Genomic DNA, 16,433 nt, shown 5'->3' on the forward strand with positions numbered 1-16,433 from the left:
CCCTCACATCCGGAAGACGCCGAAGCCGTCGGCGCCCTTCACCGGTCCGTTGTGGATCGCCGACAGGCAGAGCCCGAGGACGGTACGGGTGTCCCGCGGGTCGATCACCCCGTCGTCGTAGAGCCGGCCGGAGAGGAAGAGCGCCCCGGACTGGGACTCGATCTGCTGCTCGACCATCATCCGCATCGCGGCGTCGGAGTCCTCGTCGTAATCGCGGCCCCGAGCGGCGGCGGCCTGCCGGGCGACGATCGACAGCACCCCGGCGAGCTGAGCCGGGCCCATCACCGCCGACCTGGCGTTCGGCCAGGTGAACAGGAACCTCGGCTCGTACGCCCGGCCGCACATGCCGTAGTTGCCGGCGCCGTACGAGGCGCCCAGGTTGACCGTCAGGTGCGGCACGGTCGAGTTCGACACCGCGTTGATCATCAGGGCGCCATGCTTGATGATGCCGCGCTGCTCGTACTCGGTGCCGACCATGTAGCCGGTGGTGTTCTGCAGGAAGACCAGCGGGGTGTCGGCGGCGTTGGCGAGCTGGATGAACTGGGTGGCCTTCTGCGCCTCCTCGCTGAACAGCACACCCCGGGCGTTCGCCAGCACGCCGACCGGCCAGCCGTGCAGCTCGCCCCAGCCGGTGACCAGCGCGGTGCCGTAGCCGGGCTTGAACTCGTCGAACTCGCTGCCGTCCAGCACCCGGGCGAGGACCTCGCGCGGGTCGAACGGCACCTTCAGGTCGGCGCTGGCGATGCCGAGCAGCTCCTCCGGGTCGTACTTGGGCGGCTGGGGGAACGGGTTGCGCGGCGGCGGGCCCTGCTTGCGCCAGTTGAGCCGGCGTACGCACTGCCGGGCCAGCCGGATGCCGTCCCGCTCGTCGGAGGCGAGGAAGTCGGCCAGGCCGGACTTCGTGGCGTGCATGGCCGCCCCGCCCAGCGACTCGTCGTCGGTGACCTCGCCGGTGGCCATCTTCACCAGCGGCGGCCCGGCCAGGTAGACCTGCGAGCGGTCCCGGATCATGATGGTGAAGTCGGACATCCCCGGCACGTACGCGCCGCCGGCGGTGGCGTTGCCGAAGACCACGCTGACCGTCGGGATCTTCGCCGCGGAGAGCCGGGTCAGGTCGCGGAACACCCGGCCGCCGGGGATGAAGATCTCCGCCTGGGTGGGCAGGTCCGCCCCGGCGGACTCGACCAGGTTGACCATCGGCAGCCGGTTGGCCAGGGCGATCTCGCCGGCCCGCCGGGTCTTCGCGAGCGACCACGGGTTGACCGCGCCGCCGCGTACCGTCGGGTCGTTGGCGACGATCAGGCACTCCACGCCCTCGACCACGCCGATGCCGGTGACCACGCTGGCCCCGACCGGGAAGTCGGTGCCGTACGCGGCCACCGGGGACAGCTCCAGGAACGGGCTGGCCGGGTCGAGGAGCAGCTCGATCCGTTCCCGGGGGAGCAGCTTGCCCCGCTTGTGGTGCCGGGTCACGTACTTCTCGCCGCCACCCGCGCGGGCCTGGTCGAGCGCGGCGTCCAGCTCGGCGAGGCGCTCCAGCAGGGCCTCGCGGTTGGCCGCGAAGGCCGGCGAGGACGGGTCCAGTGCGCTGTCCAGTGTGGTCACAGGCCCATGCCCTTCGCGATGATCTCGTTCATGATCTCGGTGGTGCCGCCGCCGATGCCGAGGATGCGGGCGTCCCGGTAGTGCCGTTCCACCTCGGCGTCGCGCAGGTAGCCGAAGCCGCCGTGCAGTTGCAGCGCCGCGTCGACCACGTGGTCGCAGGCGGCCACCGCGACGTTCTTCGCCATCGCCACCTCGGTCACCACCGGCTCGCCGGCCGCGACCCGGGCGGCCACCTCGTGCACGTACGCCCGGGCCGCCTCGGCGCGGGTGTGCATCTCGGCCAGCCGGTGCCGGATCAGCTGCCGGCTGGCCAGCGGCCGGCCGAACGTGGACCGGTCCCGGCACCACCGGGCCGCGAGCTCCACGCTGCGCTGCGCGGTCGCGTACGCCTGCGTGGCGAGGGAGAGCCGCTCGCTGGCGAAGTGCTGCATGATCGCGAGGAAGCCGGTGTTCTCCGCGCCGATCCGGTTCGCCGCCGGCACCCGTACGTCGACGAAGGAGAGCTCGGCGGTGTCCGAACAGTGCCAGCCCAGCTTCTCCAGCCGGCGTCCCACGGTGAAGCCGGGCAGGCCCTTGTCGATCACCAGCAGGCTGAGCTCGCCGCTGCCCGGGAAGTCGGTGCAGACCGCCGTGGTCACGAAGTCGGCCCGGACCCCGCTGGTGATGTAGGTCTTCGACCCGTTCACCACGTAGTGGTCGCCGTCCCGGCGGGCGGTGGTGCGGATCGCGGCGACGTCCGAGCCGCCGTCCGGCTCGGTGATCGCCAGCGCGCCGATCATCGTCCCGGCCAGGGTGGGGCGGACGTACCGGTCGATCAGGTCGTCGTTCGTCGTCCGCTCCCCGCCGAGCGAGGTGCCGAGCGAGGGGCCGAGGCGGGCGCCGGCCGCGGCCACCATGTGCGGCAGCGCGATGCCGTGGGTGAAGAGCGCCGCCACCAGACCGGACGAGCCGCCAGAGCGGATGATCTCCTCGGTGACGATGATCGAGTCGAGCAGGTCGCCGCCGCTGCCACCAACCGATTCCGGGAAGCCGACGCCGAGCAGTCCGATCTTCGCCGCCGTCTCGTGCAGCGACCGGGGCACCTCGCCGGCCCGCTCCCAGTCGGCCAGGTGCGGCAGCACCTCCCGGGTCACGAAGGCCCGGGTCAGTTCGCGGAGCTGCCGCCGCTCGGGGGTGTCCACGATGGTCACGGCTGTGCCTTCCTGGTGATGATGGCGGGCAGTTCCGTGGGCAGATCGACCACGCGGGAGCGGAGCAGTTCGCCGAGCGCCTTGGCCTGCGGGTCGAACCGGGTGGAGGCGGCCACCCCCTGCCCGAGCAGCCCTTGGACCACGAAGTTGACCGCGCGCAGGTTCGGCAGCTCGTACCGCTCGACGGTCAGCGCGGCGGTCTCCGGCAGCAGCTCCGCCAGCCGCTCGACGGTGAGCCAGCCGCGCAGCCAGGCCCAGGTCTCGTCGGTGCGCGCCCAGACCCCCAGGTTCGCGTCGCCGCCCTTGTCCCCGGACCGCGCCCCGACCAGCTCGCCGAGCGGCCCGCGCCGGGTCGCGTGTCCGGCGGCCGCCTCGGGCGCGGCCGCGTCGGCGGACCCGGTGTCCGCCGGCGTCGCGGCCGTCCGGATCGGCGGGGCGATCGGCACGCGTTCGCCGCCGGGCAGCACGGCGACGTGGGCGACCGCGTCCTGCGGCACGAGGTCCGCGGTGAAGACGCCGTAGGGGGTGGCGTCGCCCGGCAGGGTGGTCAGCGTGCAGCCCGGGTAGGAGGCCAGCGCCAGTTCCACCGCGGCCGCCGAAAAGGCCCGCCCGGCCCGTGCCTGGTCGCCGTCGCGCAGGTGTACGTGCAGCAGCGCGCTCGCCGCCTCGGTGTCGGTGGCGTCCGGGTGGTCGGTGCGGGCCAGCGTGAACTCCAGCCCTTCCTTGCCGACCGCCTCCTCGAGCTGCCCCCGGACCAGGGCCGCCTTGGCCGGGATGTCCAGCCCACAGAGCACGAACGTCATCGAGTTGCGGAAGCCGCCCAGGTTGTTGACGCCCACCTTGAGGGTGTCCGGCGGCGGGGTGCCCCGGACGCCGGAGACGCGTACCCGGTCGGGCCCGTCGGCGGTCAGGGTGACCGTGTCCAGCCGGGTCACCACGTCCGGCCCCAGGTACGCCGGGCCGCCCACCTCGTACAGCAGTTGGGCGGTGACGGTCTCCACGGTGACCGCGCCGCCGGTGCCGGGATGCTTGGTGAGCACGGACGAGCCGTCCGGGTGCAGCTCGGCGATCGGGAAGCCGGGCCGGTGGCCGCCGTCGGGCAGTTCGGTGAAGAAGCTGAAGTTGCCGCCGGTGACCTGGGCCCCGCACTCGATCAGGTGCCCGGCCACGGTCGCCCCGGCCAGCGCGTCGAGGTCGTCGCGGCCCCAGCCGAAGCGGGCGATCGCCGGCCCGACGACGAGGGAGGCGTCGGTGACCCGGCCGGTGACCACCACGTCCGCCCCGGCGTCCAGGCAGGCGGCGATGCCGAACGCGCCGAGGTAGGCGTTGGCGGTGAGCGCGTCCGGGCGTCGCAGGGCGTCGCCCTCGACGTACCCGATCCGCGCGGTGAGGCCGAGCCGGTCGGCGAGCGAGCCGATCGCGGTGGCCAGGCCGGCCGGGTTCAGTCCGCCGGCGTTGGTCACGATCCGCACGCCCCGGTCGAGCGCGGTGCCGAGGCAGTCTTCGAGCTGGCGGAGGAAGGTCTTCGCGTACCCGAGGTCGGGGTCGCGCAGCCGGTCCCGGCCGAGGATGAGCATGGTCAGCTCGGCCAGGTAGTCCCCGGTCAGTACGTCCAGCTCGCCCCCGTCGAGCATCTCCCGCCAGGCGGTGAACCGGTCGCCGTAGAAGCCGGAGGCGTTGCCGATCCGCAGCACGCCGCTCACGGCGTCGCCCCGGCGCGCTCATCCCGGTCCGGTACGGCCGCCGCCCGGCCGCCGTCGGGCGGTGCGGTCGTCGGCTCGCGGCCGGCTCCGGGTGGCCCGGCGAAGGCCTGGGCCACGTCCAGCCACTCGTCGGCGGTCGGGCCGGTGGCGACCAGGGACAGGTCGGCGCGGTGTCGGCGCTGGGTGACCAGCAGGCAGAAGTCCAGCGCGGGCCCGGTGACCCGGTCGGCGGCGTCGGCCGGCCCGAAGGTCCAGGTGTCGCCGTGGGGTGCGGTCAGCTCGACCCGCACCGGCGCGGTCGGCGCCGGCCGGCCGTGGGCGGCGAAGCCGTGTCCGAGGGTACGGAAGCCGAGGTGGGCGATGTGGCGCAGGCGGGCGGCGGCCGGGCGGGTGACGCCGAGCGTGTCGGCGACGTCCTCGGCGTGCGCCCAGGTCTCCATGATCCGGGCGGTGACCATCGAGGCGGGCGACATCCGGGTGCCGTACCAGGGCACCTTCTCCCCGGGCGGCACGGCGGCGAGGGCCGACGCGAGCGCCGCCCGGCCGTCCCGCCAGCGGGCCAGCAGCTCGGCGGGCGGGGCGAGGAACGACTCGGCCCCGTCGTCGACCAGCCGGGCCGGGTCGGGCGCCGAGAGGACCGAGGCGTAGAAGGCCTCGGCGTCGGTGGCGGCGAGCCGGGCCACGTGGTCGGTCCAGGCCAGGTGGGCGATCTGGTGGGCGACCGTCCACCCGGGGGCGGGTGTCGGCCGGGCCCAGCCCTCCGGTGGCAGCCCGGCGACGAGGGCGTCGAGCTGGTCGGATTCGGCGGCGAGATCCGCGAGCAGTGCGGGCAGGTCGGCCATGGTGCCTCCGGGCGGGGGTGTGCCGGTCAGGGCGTTCGGGTCAGGGCCCCTCGCGTCCCGGGCCTGCGGTCGCCGGTGGCATCGCGTCCGGCGATCCGGGGTTCGGGGCGAGCAGGGTGGCGAGCTGACGTTTCCAGGTGTGCAGCAGGGCGGTGCGGCGGGGCGAGTCGTCGCTGAGCAGGTTGGCCACGCCCAGCCCTCGGAGCAGGTCGAGGGTGGCCTGCACGGCCTCCCGGACGCCGGGGCGGCGCTCGTCCACCCCGAGCAGCTCGACGGTCAACCGGTGCATCTCGCGGCCCACCCGGGCCTCCAGCGGCACCAGGGCGGCGCGCAGCTCGGCGTCGGTGCGGGCGGCCACCCAGAGTTCGAGGGCGGCGACGAAGAGCGGCCCGGTGAAGGCCGCGCCGAGCAGGTCGATCACCCGGTCCAGCCGCTGCGGGCCGGCGGGCAGGGCGTCCGCCTCGGTGCGCAGCTCCGCCGCCCGGCGTTCGGTGAGGTGGGCGACGGCGGCGGTGACCAGGGCGGCCTTGGTGGGGTAGTGGTGCAGCTGGGCGCCGCGGGAGACGCCGGCCCGGGCGGCCACCACGGTGGTCGTGGTGCCGGACCAGCCGTGCTCGACCAGGCACTCGACGGTCGCCTCCAGCAGCCGGGCCTGGGTGGCGCGGCTGCGCTCCTGTTGCGGGACGCGGGTCGATGCGGCGGGCACGGGGACAGCGTGCCGCCCACGAAACAAACAGTCAAGACTGACTTTTTCAGGATCGACCACCGGCATCGTCGTCGCGGCCGCTCCTTCCGCGAGTGGCGACCATCGGGTGGGGTAGAGGTGACTACGAAGCTGATGACGTCGATGAATCGCGCTCGATCCACCTACGTCATCAGCTTCGTAGCGTCCAGAAGCCATGACCGGCGTCGGCGCGGACCGGTCCGCGCACGGCGGTGCCGGCGCGGAGCCGGCTGGCAGGCCCGGCGGGTGGCAGGCGTGACGGCCCAGGGTTCAGCGGCCGTCGCCGGGGCCGAAGACGGCGAGTGCGTCGGCGTCGCTGTGCCGGGAGCGGAGGTACTCGTCGGCCCACTCGGCGGCGTCCGGGTAGGTCGATTCGGCCGCCACCCGGGCGCAGGCCGCGGCCACGTCGTACCCGGTCCGGCGGAGCTGCACCCGGGGGCCGAGCAGCGCCCACCAGGCGCCCGCCCCGCCGTACGGCATGCCGACGCTGCCCGGGTTGACCACCAGGCGCCGGTCGACGAGTCGGGTGAACGGCATGTGGGTGTGTCCGCAGACCACCGTGCCGACCTCGGGGGGCAGCCCGGCGAAGACCTCCGCCCAGCGTTCCAGCCGGGAGTCGACCAGCACCATCTCCTCGTCGTCCCGCGGCGTCGCGTGGCAGAAGAGCACCTGGCCCAGGCCGGCGACCGACCGGGTGACGGTCAGCGGCAGCGCGGCCAGCCGGGCGACCTGGTCGTCGCGGAGCTGCGCCGCCGCCCAGTTCGAGACGTCGTGCGGGGACGACCGCCCGGACCGCGCCTCGACCAGCTCCCGGTCGGCGTTGCCACCGACCCAGCAGGCGCGCTCCCCCAGCGCGGCGAGCAGATCCAGCACCTCGACCGGCTGCGGGCCGGCGGCGATGTCGCCGGTGAGCACGATCAGGTCGGCGGCGGCGACGTCCGGCTCGGCCAGTACGGCCTCGAGCGCCGGCAGCGCGCCGTGGATGTCGGAGAGGACGGCGACACGTTCGAGCATCAGCCCACCGTGCCCGTCCGGCCGCCGGACGTCGAGGGGGTTCTGCGCCGGGCAGAACGACGACAGGGACCGCCCCGGAGGGCGGTCCCTGTCGATGCTGTCCCGACTCGGTCAGACCCGCGCGCGGCGGGCCAGGCGCTCCGGGTCGAGGATGATGATGCTCTTGCCGTCCAGCCGCAGCCAGCCGCGCGAGGCGAAGTCGGCGAGCGCCTTGTTGACGGTCTCCCGGGAGGCGCCGACGAGCTGGGCGATCTCCTCCTGGGTCAGGTCGTGGGTCACCCGCAGCACGCCGCCGTCCCGGGTGCCGAACCGGCCGGCCATCTGGAGCAGGTTCTTGGCGACCCGCCCCGGCACGTCCGTGAAGATCAGGTCGGCCAGCGAGTCGTTCGTCCGGCGCAGCCTGCGGGCCAGCACCCGCAGCAGCTGCTCGGCGATCTCCGGCCGGTTGTTCAACCACGGCCGCAGCGCCTGCTTGCGCAGCCGCACCAGCCGGGTGTCGGTCACCGCGGTGGCCGTCGCCGTACGCGGGCCCGGGTCGAAGAGCGACAACTCGCCGACCATGTCCGACGGGCCCATCACCGCGATCAGGTTCTGCCGGCCGTCCGCCGCACGGCGGCCGACCTTAATCTTGCCGGACAGCAGGATGTAGAGACTGTCGCCGGGCTCGCCCTCGTTGAAGACGATCTCGCCCTTGCGGACCTCGATCGTCTCCATCTCCTTGGCGAGCGCCTCGGCAGCCTCCGGGTCGACACCCTGGAAGATGCCGCTGCGGGCCAGTACCTCGTCCATCGGTCACCTCCGCCAGCGCGTGCCGTCCGTCGGCCGGGTCCGCCGTCCGCTGATCCCCTCGCGCGCCGCCAGTCTAGGCGCACGTGAGCGCGAATCAGAGGTGCACCCCTGGAATCTTGATCGTTGGACGTAACCTGCCCGACCTGATCAAGGACTAGGATCCCGCGTCCGGTGCGGATGGTCGCCGCCCGTCCTGACCTCGATCGTAGGGTCGTTCTCGTGCTGAGCGAGCCCTTCCTGACCACCCGCCACGAGGACGGGTGGGACATCCCGCTGCTGGTGTGGCGGGCCGCCGAGCCGGTGCTGGCGGTCGGCACGACCCCGCTGGGCGGCGGGATCGGGGTACGCCGGTGGGTGGTCAACGCGACCGTGCCGATGTCGTACCACCGGGACGACCCGGCCGCCCACCTGGCCGAGCTGGCCGACGGGCTCGGCCTCCCCGGGCCCGGTGTCGGGCTGCTGACCGGAGTCGACGTGGCCGAGGTGGTGGCCCGGACCGACAGCGGCGTGCGGGTGTGGGCGACCGTCGGGCTCGGCACCCCGGTCTGGGCCGCCGCGCCGGCCCCGGCCGCACCCGGGCAGCGGGTCGGCACGGTCAACATCATCGTGTCCGTCCCCGCCCGGCTGGGCGAGGCGGCGCTGGTCAACGCCGTGGCCACCGCCACCGAGGCGAAGGCGCAGGCGATCTGGGAGCTGGGGCTGCCGGCCACCGGCACGCCCACCGACGCGGTCACCGTGCTCTGCCCCGCCGACGGCGAGCCGGCCCCGTACGGCGGCCCCCGGTCCGCCTGGGGAGCCCCGCTGGCCCGGGCGGTGCACGCGGCCGTGCTCGCCGGGGGCGCCGGCGCCGTCGTGCCCTGGTCCGACCGGCGGACCGGGTGACCCGGCCGGCGGGCGGCGCTCCGGGGGGCCCGGGTTTCCGGCCGATCGGCCCTCGTCGGAGCGTCTACCGCACGGTAGCGTCGCGGGCGATGTACGCTCCCGCCCCCTCCGCGTCCCGCCGTCGCGGCCGCCTGGCCGCCCTCGGCGCGCTGCTCGTCGTACTCCTCGCCGCCGGCTGCGCCGACGGCGGCACGCCGGTCTGGCAGCCGGGCGGGGGCGGCGGGTCGACCGGCTCGCCCGTCCCGGACGAACCGGCCGGGTCGACTGACCCTGGGCCGGTGGAGACGGCCGGGCAGGCCGTCTCGCTCGCCGCGACCGGCGACGTTATCATGGGCAACGCCCCGTCCCGGCTGCCGGCGAACAACGGCAAGGGCTTCTTCGACCAGGTCAAGGCGGCACTCAAGGCCGACCTGGTGATGGGGAACCTCGAGGAGCCGCTCACCGAGGACACCGGCGCCGGCAAGTGCGGGCCGAAGCCGCAGAACTGCTACCAGTTCCGGGCGCCCCCGGAGTACGCCGCGCACCTCCGCGACGCCGGCTTCGAGCTGCTCAACCAGGCCAACAACCACGGCTACGACTACGGCCCCAGGGGCTACCGGAACACCCAGCGGACGCTGGAGGAGCACGGCCTCGAGCACACCGGCGCGCCCGACCAGATCACCGTGGTCGAGGTCGAGGGCGTCAAGGTCGCGGTGGCCGGCTTCTCGTCGTACGTCTGGTCCAACAGCCTGGTCGACATCGAGTCGGCGAAGCGGGTGGTGGCGAAGGCGGCCACCATGGCCGAACTGGTGGTGGTGCAGGTGCACATGGGTGCCGAGGGCGCCGACCGGAGCCACGTGAAGCCGGGCACCGAGATGTTCTTCGGCGAGAACCGGGGCGACCCGGTCCGCTTCTCGCACGCGGTCGTCGACGCCGGGGCGGACCTGGTCGTCGGGCACGGCCCGCACGTGCTGCGCGGGATGGAGTTCTACCGGGGCCGGCTGATCGCGTACAGCCTGGGCAACTTCGCGGGCGGCGGCAAGTCGCTGAACAGCTCCGGCCGGCTCGGCTGGGGCGGCGTGCTGAAGGTGTCCCTGAAGCCGGACGGCAGCTTCGCCGGCGGGACGTTCACCTCGAGCGCGATGAATGGCGTGGGCCGGCCGGCGATCGACCCCGGCCACCAGGGTCTCGGGCTGGTCCGGCAGATGAGCCGGGCCGATTTCCCGAAGACCGGGGCGCGGCTCGACACGGCCGGCCGGATCACCGCGCCGTAGGCCGGGCCGGGCATCCACGCTCGCGTCGGCCCGCCGGGACGTCACCCGCGCGACGTAGGCTGGCCGGCGTGACAACCAGTTCCCCCGAGACCGACCTCGGCCGTACGCGCCGCGCCCGGCGGATCGGCCGGGTGCTGACCGAGACGCACCCGGACGCGCACTGTGAACTCGACCACTCCAACGCGTTGGAGCTCGCGGTCGCCACGATCCTCTCCGCGCAGTGCACCGACAAGAAGGTCAACGAGGTCACCCCGAAGCTCTTCGCCCGCTACCGCAGCGCGGCCGACTACGCCGGGGCGGACCGGGCCGAGCTGGAGGAGCTGATCCGGCCGACCGGCTTCTACCGCAACAAGACCAGCTCCCTGATCAACCTCGGCCGGGCCCTCTGCGAGCGGTACGACGGCGAGGTCCCCGGCCGGCTGGCCGACCTGGTGACCCTCCCCGGGATCGGCCGCAAGACCGCGAACGTGATCCTCGGCAACGCGTTCGGCGTCCCCGGCATCACCGTGGACACCCACTTCCAGCGGCTGGTGCAGCGGTGGAAGCTGACCACCGAGACCGACCCGGTCAAGATCGAGCACGCGATCGGGGGGCTCTACCCGAAGCGCGACTGGACCATGCTGTCGCACCGGATCATCTTCCACGGCCGGCGGGTCTGCCACGCCCGCAAGCCGGCCTGCGGCGCCTGCACGCTGGCGAAGCTCTGCCCGTCGTACGGGACCGGGCCGACCGAGCCGGCGGCCGCGGCCAAGCTGCTCAAGGGCCCCCGGGCGCGGGACCTGGCGGCGGCCGTCGGGATCGACCCGGAGCTGGTGCCGCAGCAGGCCGTCGCGGCGGAGGTGCCGTGAACCGCCGACTCGCGGCCCTGCTCGTCCCGGTGCTGCTGGCGGTCGCCGGCTGCACCGCCACCGACCAGCGGGCGGCCCCGCCGGCCGCCCCCCGCGCCGAGCGCCCCTCGCCGTTCGCCGACTGCGCCGCGCTGACCGCCGCGCCGGCCTCGGCCGCCCCCGCCCCCACCGCCGGGACGGGTGACCCGCTGCCCGAGCTGACCCTCAACTGCTTCACCGGGGGCGCCCCGGTGAACCTGCGGGAGGTGAAGGGCCCGGCGGTGGTCAACGTCTGGGCGTCCTGGTGCCCGCCCTGCCGCAAGGAGCTGCCCGCCTTCCAGCGGCTCAGCGAACGCGCCGACGGCCGGTTCCAGGTGATCGGGGTGAACAGCCGGGACAGCCGCGGCGGCGCCCAGTCCATCGGCGAGGACTTCGGCGTCCGCTTCCCGATGCTGGTCGACCAGGGGGACGCGTTCCAGCGGGCGCTGCGCCGCAACTCCTTCCCGCTCACCCTCTTCGTCGGCGCGGACGGCCGGGTCCGGCACGCCGACGCCAGCGGCGCGCTCGACGACGCCCGGCTCACCGAGCTGGTGCGGACGCACCTCGGCGTGGCGGTGGGCGCGTGACGGCGAGGAGCGAACCGGGCCTGCGAGCCCCGCAGTCGCGAACAGAGGTCGACCTGTGAACCGGCAACCGCCGCCGTGGCTGGCGCCGCTGCTCGGCCGGCTCGGCTCCGCCCGCGCCGAGGACTTCACCCGGCTCGCCACCCCGGAGAGCGGTGGCCGGGAGAGCGCCGTGCTGGTGCTGCTCGGCGAGGAACCGGACGGCGGCCCGGACGTGCTGGTCCTCCAGCGCGCCGCCACCCTGCGCAACCATGCCGGGCAGCCGGCCTTCCCCGGGGGCGCGGCCGACCCGGAGGACGCCGACGCCAGCGCCACCGCGCTGCGCGAGGCGAACGAGGAGGTCGGGCTCGACCCGACCAGCGTCACCGTGCTGGCCGAGCTGCCGAAGCTCTGGATCCCGGTCAGCGACTTCGTGGTCACCCCGGTGCTCGCCTGGTGGCACGCCCCGCACCCGGTGCACCCGCGGGAACCGGCCGAGGTCGCGCACGTCGCCCGGCTGCCGATCGCCGAGCTGGTCGACCCGGAGAACCGGATGCGGGTACGCCACCCGAGCGGCTGGATCGGCCCGGCCTTCTCGGCGCGCGGGATGCTGGTCTGGGGGTTCACCGCCGGAGTGCTGGCCACGCTGCTGGAGATGGGCGGCTGGGCGCGCCCGTGGCCGCGCGGCCGGGTGGTGGAACTGCCGCCGACCGCCGCCGCCCCGGCGCCCTCGGCCGGCACCGACGAGGTGGACGAGAGCCCCGTCCGCTGACCTGACCGTCACGTTGCGCGAGCGGTGGACCGGTTCCGTGCCGGCTGCCCGTACGCTGGACGCGTGTCCGTCGTGGATCTCGTCCTGCTCCTGCTCATGCTCGTGTTCGCGGTCAGCGGATACCGCCAGGGCTTCGCCATCGGGGCGCTGTCGCTCTCCGGTTTCTTCCTGGGCGCGCTGATCGGCCTCCAGGTCGGCCCGCTGATCGCCCGGCAGTTCGTCGACAGCGGGATCCGCGTGCTGATCTCCCTGGTCGCGATCTTCGGGCTCGCCGTGCTCGGTCAGGCGCTCGCCGGGTGGCTCGGCTCGCACCTGCGCAAGACGATCACCAACGACGTGGCCAAGCGGCTCGACGACATCGGCGGCGCGCTCGTGTCGCTCGTCGCCGTCATGCTGGTGGCCTGGCTGGTCGCGGTGCCGCTGGGCTCCTCCGCGGTGCCCGCGGTGGCCTCCTCGATCCGGAACAGCGCGCTGCTCACCGTGATCGACCGGATCCTGCCCGACAAGGCCCAGGAGCTCTCCACCGCGCTGCGGGACACGGTCGACACCAACGGCTTCCCGGACGTCTTCGGCGACCTCGCGCCCACCCGGGCCCGGCAGGTCTCCCCGCCCGACCCGACGCTCGCCGGTTCCACCGTCGTGGCCAACAGCCAGCGGGCGGTGGTCAAGGTGCTGGGCTCCGCGCCGAGCTGCGCCCGCCGGATCGAGGGCTCCGGCTTCGTGTACGCGGACGACCGGGTGATGACCAACGCGCACGTGGTGGCCGGCACCCGCTCGGTGGCGGTAGAGCTGCGCGGCGAGCGGTACGACGGTGAGGTGGTCGTCTACGACCCGGAGCGCGACCTCGCCGTGCTGCACGTGCCCGGGTTGCCCGGTCCGTCGCTGCGCTTCGCCGCCGGGCAGGCCGGCAGCGGCGCGGACGCGATCGTGCTGGGCTTCCCCCTCGACGGCCCGTACGACGCCCGGCCGGCCCGGGTGCGGGACGTGGACCAGATCACCGGACCCGACATCTACTCCTCCGGGGACGTGACCCGGGAGATCTACACCATCCGGGCGCTGGTGCGCAGCGGCAACTCGGGTGGCCCGCTGGTCTCGGCGAACGGACTGGTGCTCGGGGTGATCTTCGCGGCGGCGGCCGACGACCCGAACACCGGTTTCGCGGTGACCGCCGCCGAGGCTCGGCCGGTGGCGCTGGCCGGCGCGGAGCGTACCCGGGCGGTCGGCACCGGCGAGTGCACCTGAGCCGACCTGACGGCACCCGGCCGCGGCGGACGCCGGGTCAGCCGCGCGCGGCGGCGGGGGCCGCGTCGTCAGCCGGGCGGGTGACGGGCAGCTTGGTCCGACCCCAGGTCAGCGTCCGGTCGAGCACCGCCCGGGCCATGATCGCCACGCAGGTCCCGCCGTTGAGGAACGACGCCACCACGTCGCTGGGATGGTGCATGCCCCGGTACATCCGGGTGAACGCGACCCCGACCGGCACCAGGACCAGCAGCGCCCACCAGGTGATCTTCACCGGGGTGCGCTTCGCCCGCAGCGCCAGCAGCACCGCGATGCCGACGTAGAGCGCCACGGCGGCGGAGGTGTGCCCGGACGGGAAGCTGGAGGTGGGCGGCGAGACGCCCATGTGCTCGACGGCCGGCCGGCGGCGGTCGATGGTCATGGTGGTGAACAGGAAGATCAGCGCCTGCGCGGTCACCGCGGCGCAGAGGAAGAGCGGCTCCCGCCAGCGGTGCAGCACCAGTCGCAGCACCAGGGCCACCAGCACGGTGACCACGACGACCAGCTGGGTGCTGGCCAGCGTGCTGAACACCAGCGAGACGTGGTTCCATCCGGCGGTACGGTCGGCCGCCAGCTCGCGGTTGACCGCGTCTTCCACGGTGAACGGCCAGGTCCGGGTGAGGACCCGGGCGACCAGGAGACCCAGCCCCACCATGAGGGCGAAGAGCAGGGCAAGCGGCAGCAGTACGCGCTTGGTCACCTGGACCGCGACATTGGACATGGGCCGCCCAATACCCCACCGGGCGCGCAACTACGCGTGCCCCCGGCCCGCCTCGTCCAGGTCCGGCCCGGCCAGCTCCGGCTCGACCCCCTCCCGGGCGGTACGCGCCGGCCGCCGACCGGTCCGGCTGCGCCAGGTGCGGAAGGCGGCGGAGGTGGCCGCCACCACCGCGACGCCGAGCAGCCAACCGGCCAGCACGTCGCTGCTCCAGTGCACGCCGAGGGCGATCCGGCTGACGCCGGTCACCACCGCGAGCACGATCGCGGCGAACCACAGCGCCCAGCGCAGCGGTCGCCGGTCGTGGGTGAACGGCAGGAAGACCAGCAGCAGCACCCCGGCGGTCAGGGTGGCGTTCAGCGCGTGCCCGGACGGGAAGGAGAAGCCGGCCGCCCGGGCGACCGGGTCGAGCAGGTCCGGCCGGTGCCGCCCGACGAGCAGCTTGAGCAGCGCGCCGAGCAGCCCGCCCACCACCATCGTGGTGACCGCCCAGAGGGCCAGCCGCCGGGCCCGGCGCCACAGCAGCCAGGCGACGACGACGGCGGTGGCGACCCGCAGCGGGCCGGGCGCGAAGACGTCGGTCCACAGACTCATCAGCCGCACCCACGCCGGATGGGCGACGGCGTACCCGTGCAGCGCGTCGGTCACCGAGGCGTCCAACCGGAACAGCGGCGGCCAGGCCGCCAGCACCAGCAGGGCCAGCAGGGCGAACGGCACCAGCACCAGGAACGCCGCGGCGGCGGCCAGGGTGAGCCGGAGGCCCAGCGAATGGTCCTGGTCCAGCCGCCGGCTCCGCCAGGACCGCTCGACCGTGGACATCCGACTGTGCTCGCCCGACCCGCTCATTCCCCAAGCACTACCCAGCGGACGGCCCGGTCAGACCGGCGGTGCCGGGGTCACCGCCGCGACTGGCGGAACCTGCGGACCACCATCGCTGCGCCGGTGACCAGGGCGACGAAGAGGGCGAGGCCGGTCCAGAGCCGTTCCGGCGCGGAGTCGTCCGGCTGGCCCGCCGGGTGGGCCGTCCACCGGGTCTGCTGTTTCGGAGCGGCGAAGCTGAACGGGTCGGCGCCCCGCCCGGCCGCCCGGTCGCCCTGCCCCGGTCCGGGCGCCGCGCCGAAGCCCACCACGCCCGGGGAGTCGTTGTCGTCGAGCGGGTTGCGCCTTGCCGGCGGCACGTCGGCGGTCAGCGCGGCGACCGGGTCCACCATGCCGTACCCGAAGCGGTCGTCGCGGCCGGTGGGTCCCAGGTCCTTCGCGGTGGTGATCAGCCGGTTGACCACGTCCCCGGCGGACATCTGCGGGAAGCGGGCCCGGACCAGGGCGGCGGTCGCGGCCACCAGCGGGGACGCGAAGCTGGTGCCCTGCACCCGCCAGTACCCGCCGGTCGGCCCGCCGGGGCGGGCCCCGAAGAGTGCCGTGGCGGGGGCGGCGAGCGTGGTCTCGTGGCCGGTGATCGAGCCGGACCAGAGGTTCTGGGTGCTGCGTTCCAGGCCGGCGACGGCGAGCACGCCGGGCTCGCGGGCCGGGTACCAGACCTTGGTGCCGGTCGAGCTGGCGAGGTTGCCGGTGCAGGCGACCACCACGACGTCCCGGGCGAAGGCGTAGTCGAGGGCCGCCGCCAGGGCCGGGCTGTCGCCGCTGCCGCCGAGGGACAGGTTGATCACCCGGGCGCCGTTGTCGACCGCCCAGCGCACCCCCTTGGCGACGATCATCGCGTCGTCGTACCGGTTCTCGTCGTCGAGCACCCGCACGGGCAGGATCCTGGCGTCCGGGGCCAGCCCGACCACGCCCCGGTCGTCGTCGTTGCGGCCGGCGATCAGGCCGGCGACCGTGGTGCCGTGCCCCACCGGGTCCGGCCCCTCGGCGCCGTCCGGGGAGACCAGGTCGATGCCGGGCAGCACCTGACCGGCCAGGTCCGGGTGGGCGCCGTCCACCCCGGAGTCGATCACGGCCACGATCACGCCGCGCCCGGTCGAGTCGTGCCACGCGGTCCTGGCCTGCAACTCGTCGAGCTGCCACTGCTCCTGGCGGACCTGGTCGACCCGGCTCGGGGTGTCCACCGGGGCGAGCCAGCCCGCTTGCCGGGCGGCCGCCGGAGGGGCGTTGAACCGCCATGACGTCGCGAGCGGCGGGGTGGCCGTACGGGCCGGGGCGGCGTGCGCCGGCGGGGCGAGCGGGGCGGCGACCGCGGCGGCGACGGCCGCCACACCGAGCAGCGTGCGTCCCACGAC

16 protein-coding genes are annotated in these 16,433 nt (G+C 74.6%); 6 read left to right on the forward strand and 10 right to left on the reverse strand.

Translation table 11 applies throughout. The features are described from left to right. Positions 1 to 3 precede the first annotated feature (3 nt). The 7 genes from DKT69_RS17550 to DKT69_RS17580 form a co-directional block, all read right to left on the reverse strand. Positions 4 to 1,605, reverse strand: coding sequence for an acyl-CoA carboxylase subunit beta (locus tag DKT69_RS17550; RefSeq protein WP_109802617.1), 1,602 nt, complete (start codon positions 1,603 to 1,605; stop codon positions 4 to 6). After that, complete coding sequence (locus DKT69_RS17555; RefSeq protein ID WP_109802618.1) at positions 1,602 to 2,795, reverse strand: acyl-CoA dehydrogenase family protein; 1,194 nt, start codon at positions 2,793 to 2,795, stop codon at positions 1,602 to 1,604. The genes DKT69_RS17550 and DKT69_RS17555 overlap by 4 nt, the downstream gene beginning before the upstream one ends. Further along, positions 2,792 to 4,498, reverse strand: a complete 1,707-nt coding sequence (locus DKT69_RS17560; protein ID WP_109802619.1) for an acyclic terpene utilization AtuA family protein — start codon at positions 4,496 to 4,498, stop codon at positions 2,792 to 2,794. The genes DKT69_RS17555 and DKT69_RS17560 overlap by 4 nt, the downstream gene beginning before the upstream one ends. After that, positions 4,495 to 5,340 carry a TIGR03084 family metal-binding protein gene (locus tag DKT69_RS17565; RefSeq protein ID WP_109802620.1) on the reverse strand — a complete coding sequence of 282 codons (846 nt, stop codon included), beginning with the start codon at positions 5,338 to 5,340 and terminating at the stop codon, positions 4,495 to 4,497. The genes DKT69_RS17560 and DKT69_RS17565 overlap by 4 nt, the downstream gene beginning before the upstream one ends. Positions 5,341 to 5,380: 40 nt before the next feature. After that, positions 5,381 to 6,046, reverse strand: a complete 666-nt coding sequence (locus tag DKT69_RS17570) for a TetR/AcrR family transcriptional regulator (protein ID WP_236647983.1) — start codon at positions 6,044 to 6,046, stop codon at positions 5,381 to 5,383. Positions 6,047 to 6,334: 288 nt separating this feature from the next. Next, entirely contained in the window at positions 6,335 to 7,078 is a 744-nt protein-coding gene (locus tag DKT69_RS17575) for a metallophosphoesterase family protein (RefSeq protein ID WP_109802621.1), read from the reverse strand. Between the two features lie 111 nt (positions 7,079 to 7,189). Further along, positions 7,190 to 7,867, reverse strand: coding sequence for a Crp/Fnr family transcriptional regulator (locus DKT69_RS17580; protein ID WP_007466162.1), 678 nt, complete (start codon positions 7,865 to 7,867; stop codon positions 7,190 to 7,192). A 219-nt stretch (positions 7,868 to 8,086) separates the two neighbouring features. Between DKT69_RS17580 and DKT69_RS17585 the strand changes: the two genes are divergently transcribed. The 6 genes from DKT69_RS17585 to DKT69_RS17610 all read left to right on the forward strand — a co-directional run bounded on the left by DKT69_RS17585 (position 8,087) and on the right by DKT69_RS17610 (position 13,445). Then, entirely contained in the window at positions 8,087 to 8,749 is a 663-nt protein-coding gene (locus DKT69_RS17585) for an adenosylcobinamide amidohydrolase (protein WP_109802637.1), read from the forward strand. Between the two features lie 89 nt (positions 8,750 to 8,838). Further along, the gene (locus DKT69_RS17590) at positions 8,839 to 10,002 is read left to right on the forward strand and encodes a CapA family protein (RefSeq protein ID WP_109802622.1); all 1,164 of its coding nucleotides are present in this window, start codon (positions 8,839 to 8,841) and stop codon (positions 10,000 to 10,002) included. A gap of 68 nt (positions 10,003 to 10,070) precedes the next feature. After that, positions 10,071 to 10,850 (forward strand): endonuclease III, encoded by a 780-nt coding sequence (nth, locus tag DKT69_RS17595; protein WP_109802623.1) that lies wholly within the window; start codon positions 10,071 to 10,073, stop codon positions 10,848 to 10,850. Next, entirely contained in the window at positions 10,847 to 11,455 is a 609-nt protein-coding gene (locus DKT69_RS17600) for a TlpA family protein disulfide reductase (protein ID WP_109802624.1), read from the forward strand. Before nth ends, DKT69_RS17600 begins: the two co-directional genes overlap by 4 nt. Before the next feature lie 55 nt (positions 11,456 to 11,510). Then, positions 11,511 to 12,203: an NUDIX hydrolase gene (locus tag DKT69_RS17605; protein ID WP_109802625.1), complete on the forward strand. Its 693-nt coding sequence runs from the start codon at positions 11,511 to 11,513 to the stop codon at positions 12,201 to 12,203. Between the two features lie 63 nt (positions 12,204 to 12,266). After that, positions 12,267 to 13,445: a MarP family serine protease gene (locus tag DKT69_RS17610; RefSeq protein WP_109802626.1), complete on the forward strand. Its 1,179-nt coding sequence runs from the start codon at positions 12,267 to 12,269 to the stop codon at positions 13,443 to 13,445. Positions 13,446 to 13,482: 37 nt separating this feature from the next. Here DKT69_RS17610 and DKT69_RS17615 read toward each other — a convergent pair whose 3' ends face one another. The 3 genes from DKT69_RS17615 to mycP form a co-directional block, all read right to left on the reverse strand. Continuing rightward, entirely contained in the window at positions 13,483 to 14,202 is a 720-nt protein-coding gene (locus tag DKT69_RS17615; protein ID WP_109802627.1) for a phosphatase PAP2 family protein, read from the reverse strand. 30 nt (positions 14,203 to 14,232) lie between these two features. Beyond that, positions 14,233 to 15,018, reverse strand: a complete 786-nt coding sequence (locus DKT69_RS17620; RefSeq protein ID WP_109802628.1) for a phosphatase PAP2 family protein — start codon at positions 15,016 to 15,018, stop codon at positions 14,233 to 14,235. 77 nt (positions 15,019 to 15,095) lie between these two features. After that, entirely contained in the window at positions 15,096 to 16,430 is a 1,335-nt protein-coding gene (gene mycP / locus DKT69_RS17625; RefSeq protein WP_109802629.1) for a type VII secretion-associated serine protease mycosin, read from the reverse strand. Between the last annotated feature and the right edge of the window lie 3 nt (positions 16,431 to 16,433).

The organism is Micromonospora sicca (assembly GCF_003172935.1).
In the GTDB taxonomy this organism is placed as follows: domain Bacteria; phylum Actinomycetota; class Actinomycetes; order Mycobacteriales; family Micromonosporaceae; genus Micromonospora; species Micromonospora sicca.

What these genes read in the sequence shown, in the direction of transcription:
- DKT69_RS17565 (WP_109802620.1), bottom strand. Translation starts at nt 5,340, where the DNA reads ATGGCCGACCTGCCCGCACTGCTCGCGGATCTCGCCGCCGAATCCGAC.
- DKT69_RS17575 (WP_109802621.1), bottom strand. Translation starts at nt 7,078, where the DNA reads ATGCTCGAACGTGTCGCCGTCCTCTCCGACATCCACGGCGCGCTGCCG.
- DKT69_RS17580 (WP_007466162.1), bottom strand. Translation starts at nt 7,867, where the DNA reads ATGGACGAGGTACTGGCCCGCAGCGGCATCTTCCAGGGTGTCGACCCG.
- DKT69_RS17590 (WP_109802622.1), top strand. Translation starts at nt 8,839, where the DNA reads ATGTACGCTCCCGCCCCCTCCGCGTCCCGCCGTCGCGGCCGCCTGGCC.
- DKT69_RS17615 (WP_109802627.1), bottom strand. Translation starts at nt 14,202, where the DNA reads ATGTCCAATGTCGCGGTCCAGGTGACCAAGCGCGTACTGCTGCCGCTT.
- DKT69_RS17620 (WP_109802628.1), bottom strand. Translation starts at nt 15,018, where the DNA reads ATGTCCACGGTCGAGCGGTCCTGGCGGAGCCGGCGGCTGGACCAGGAC.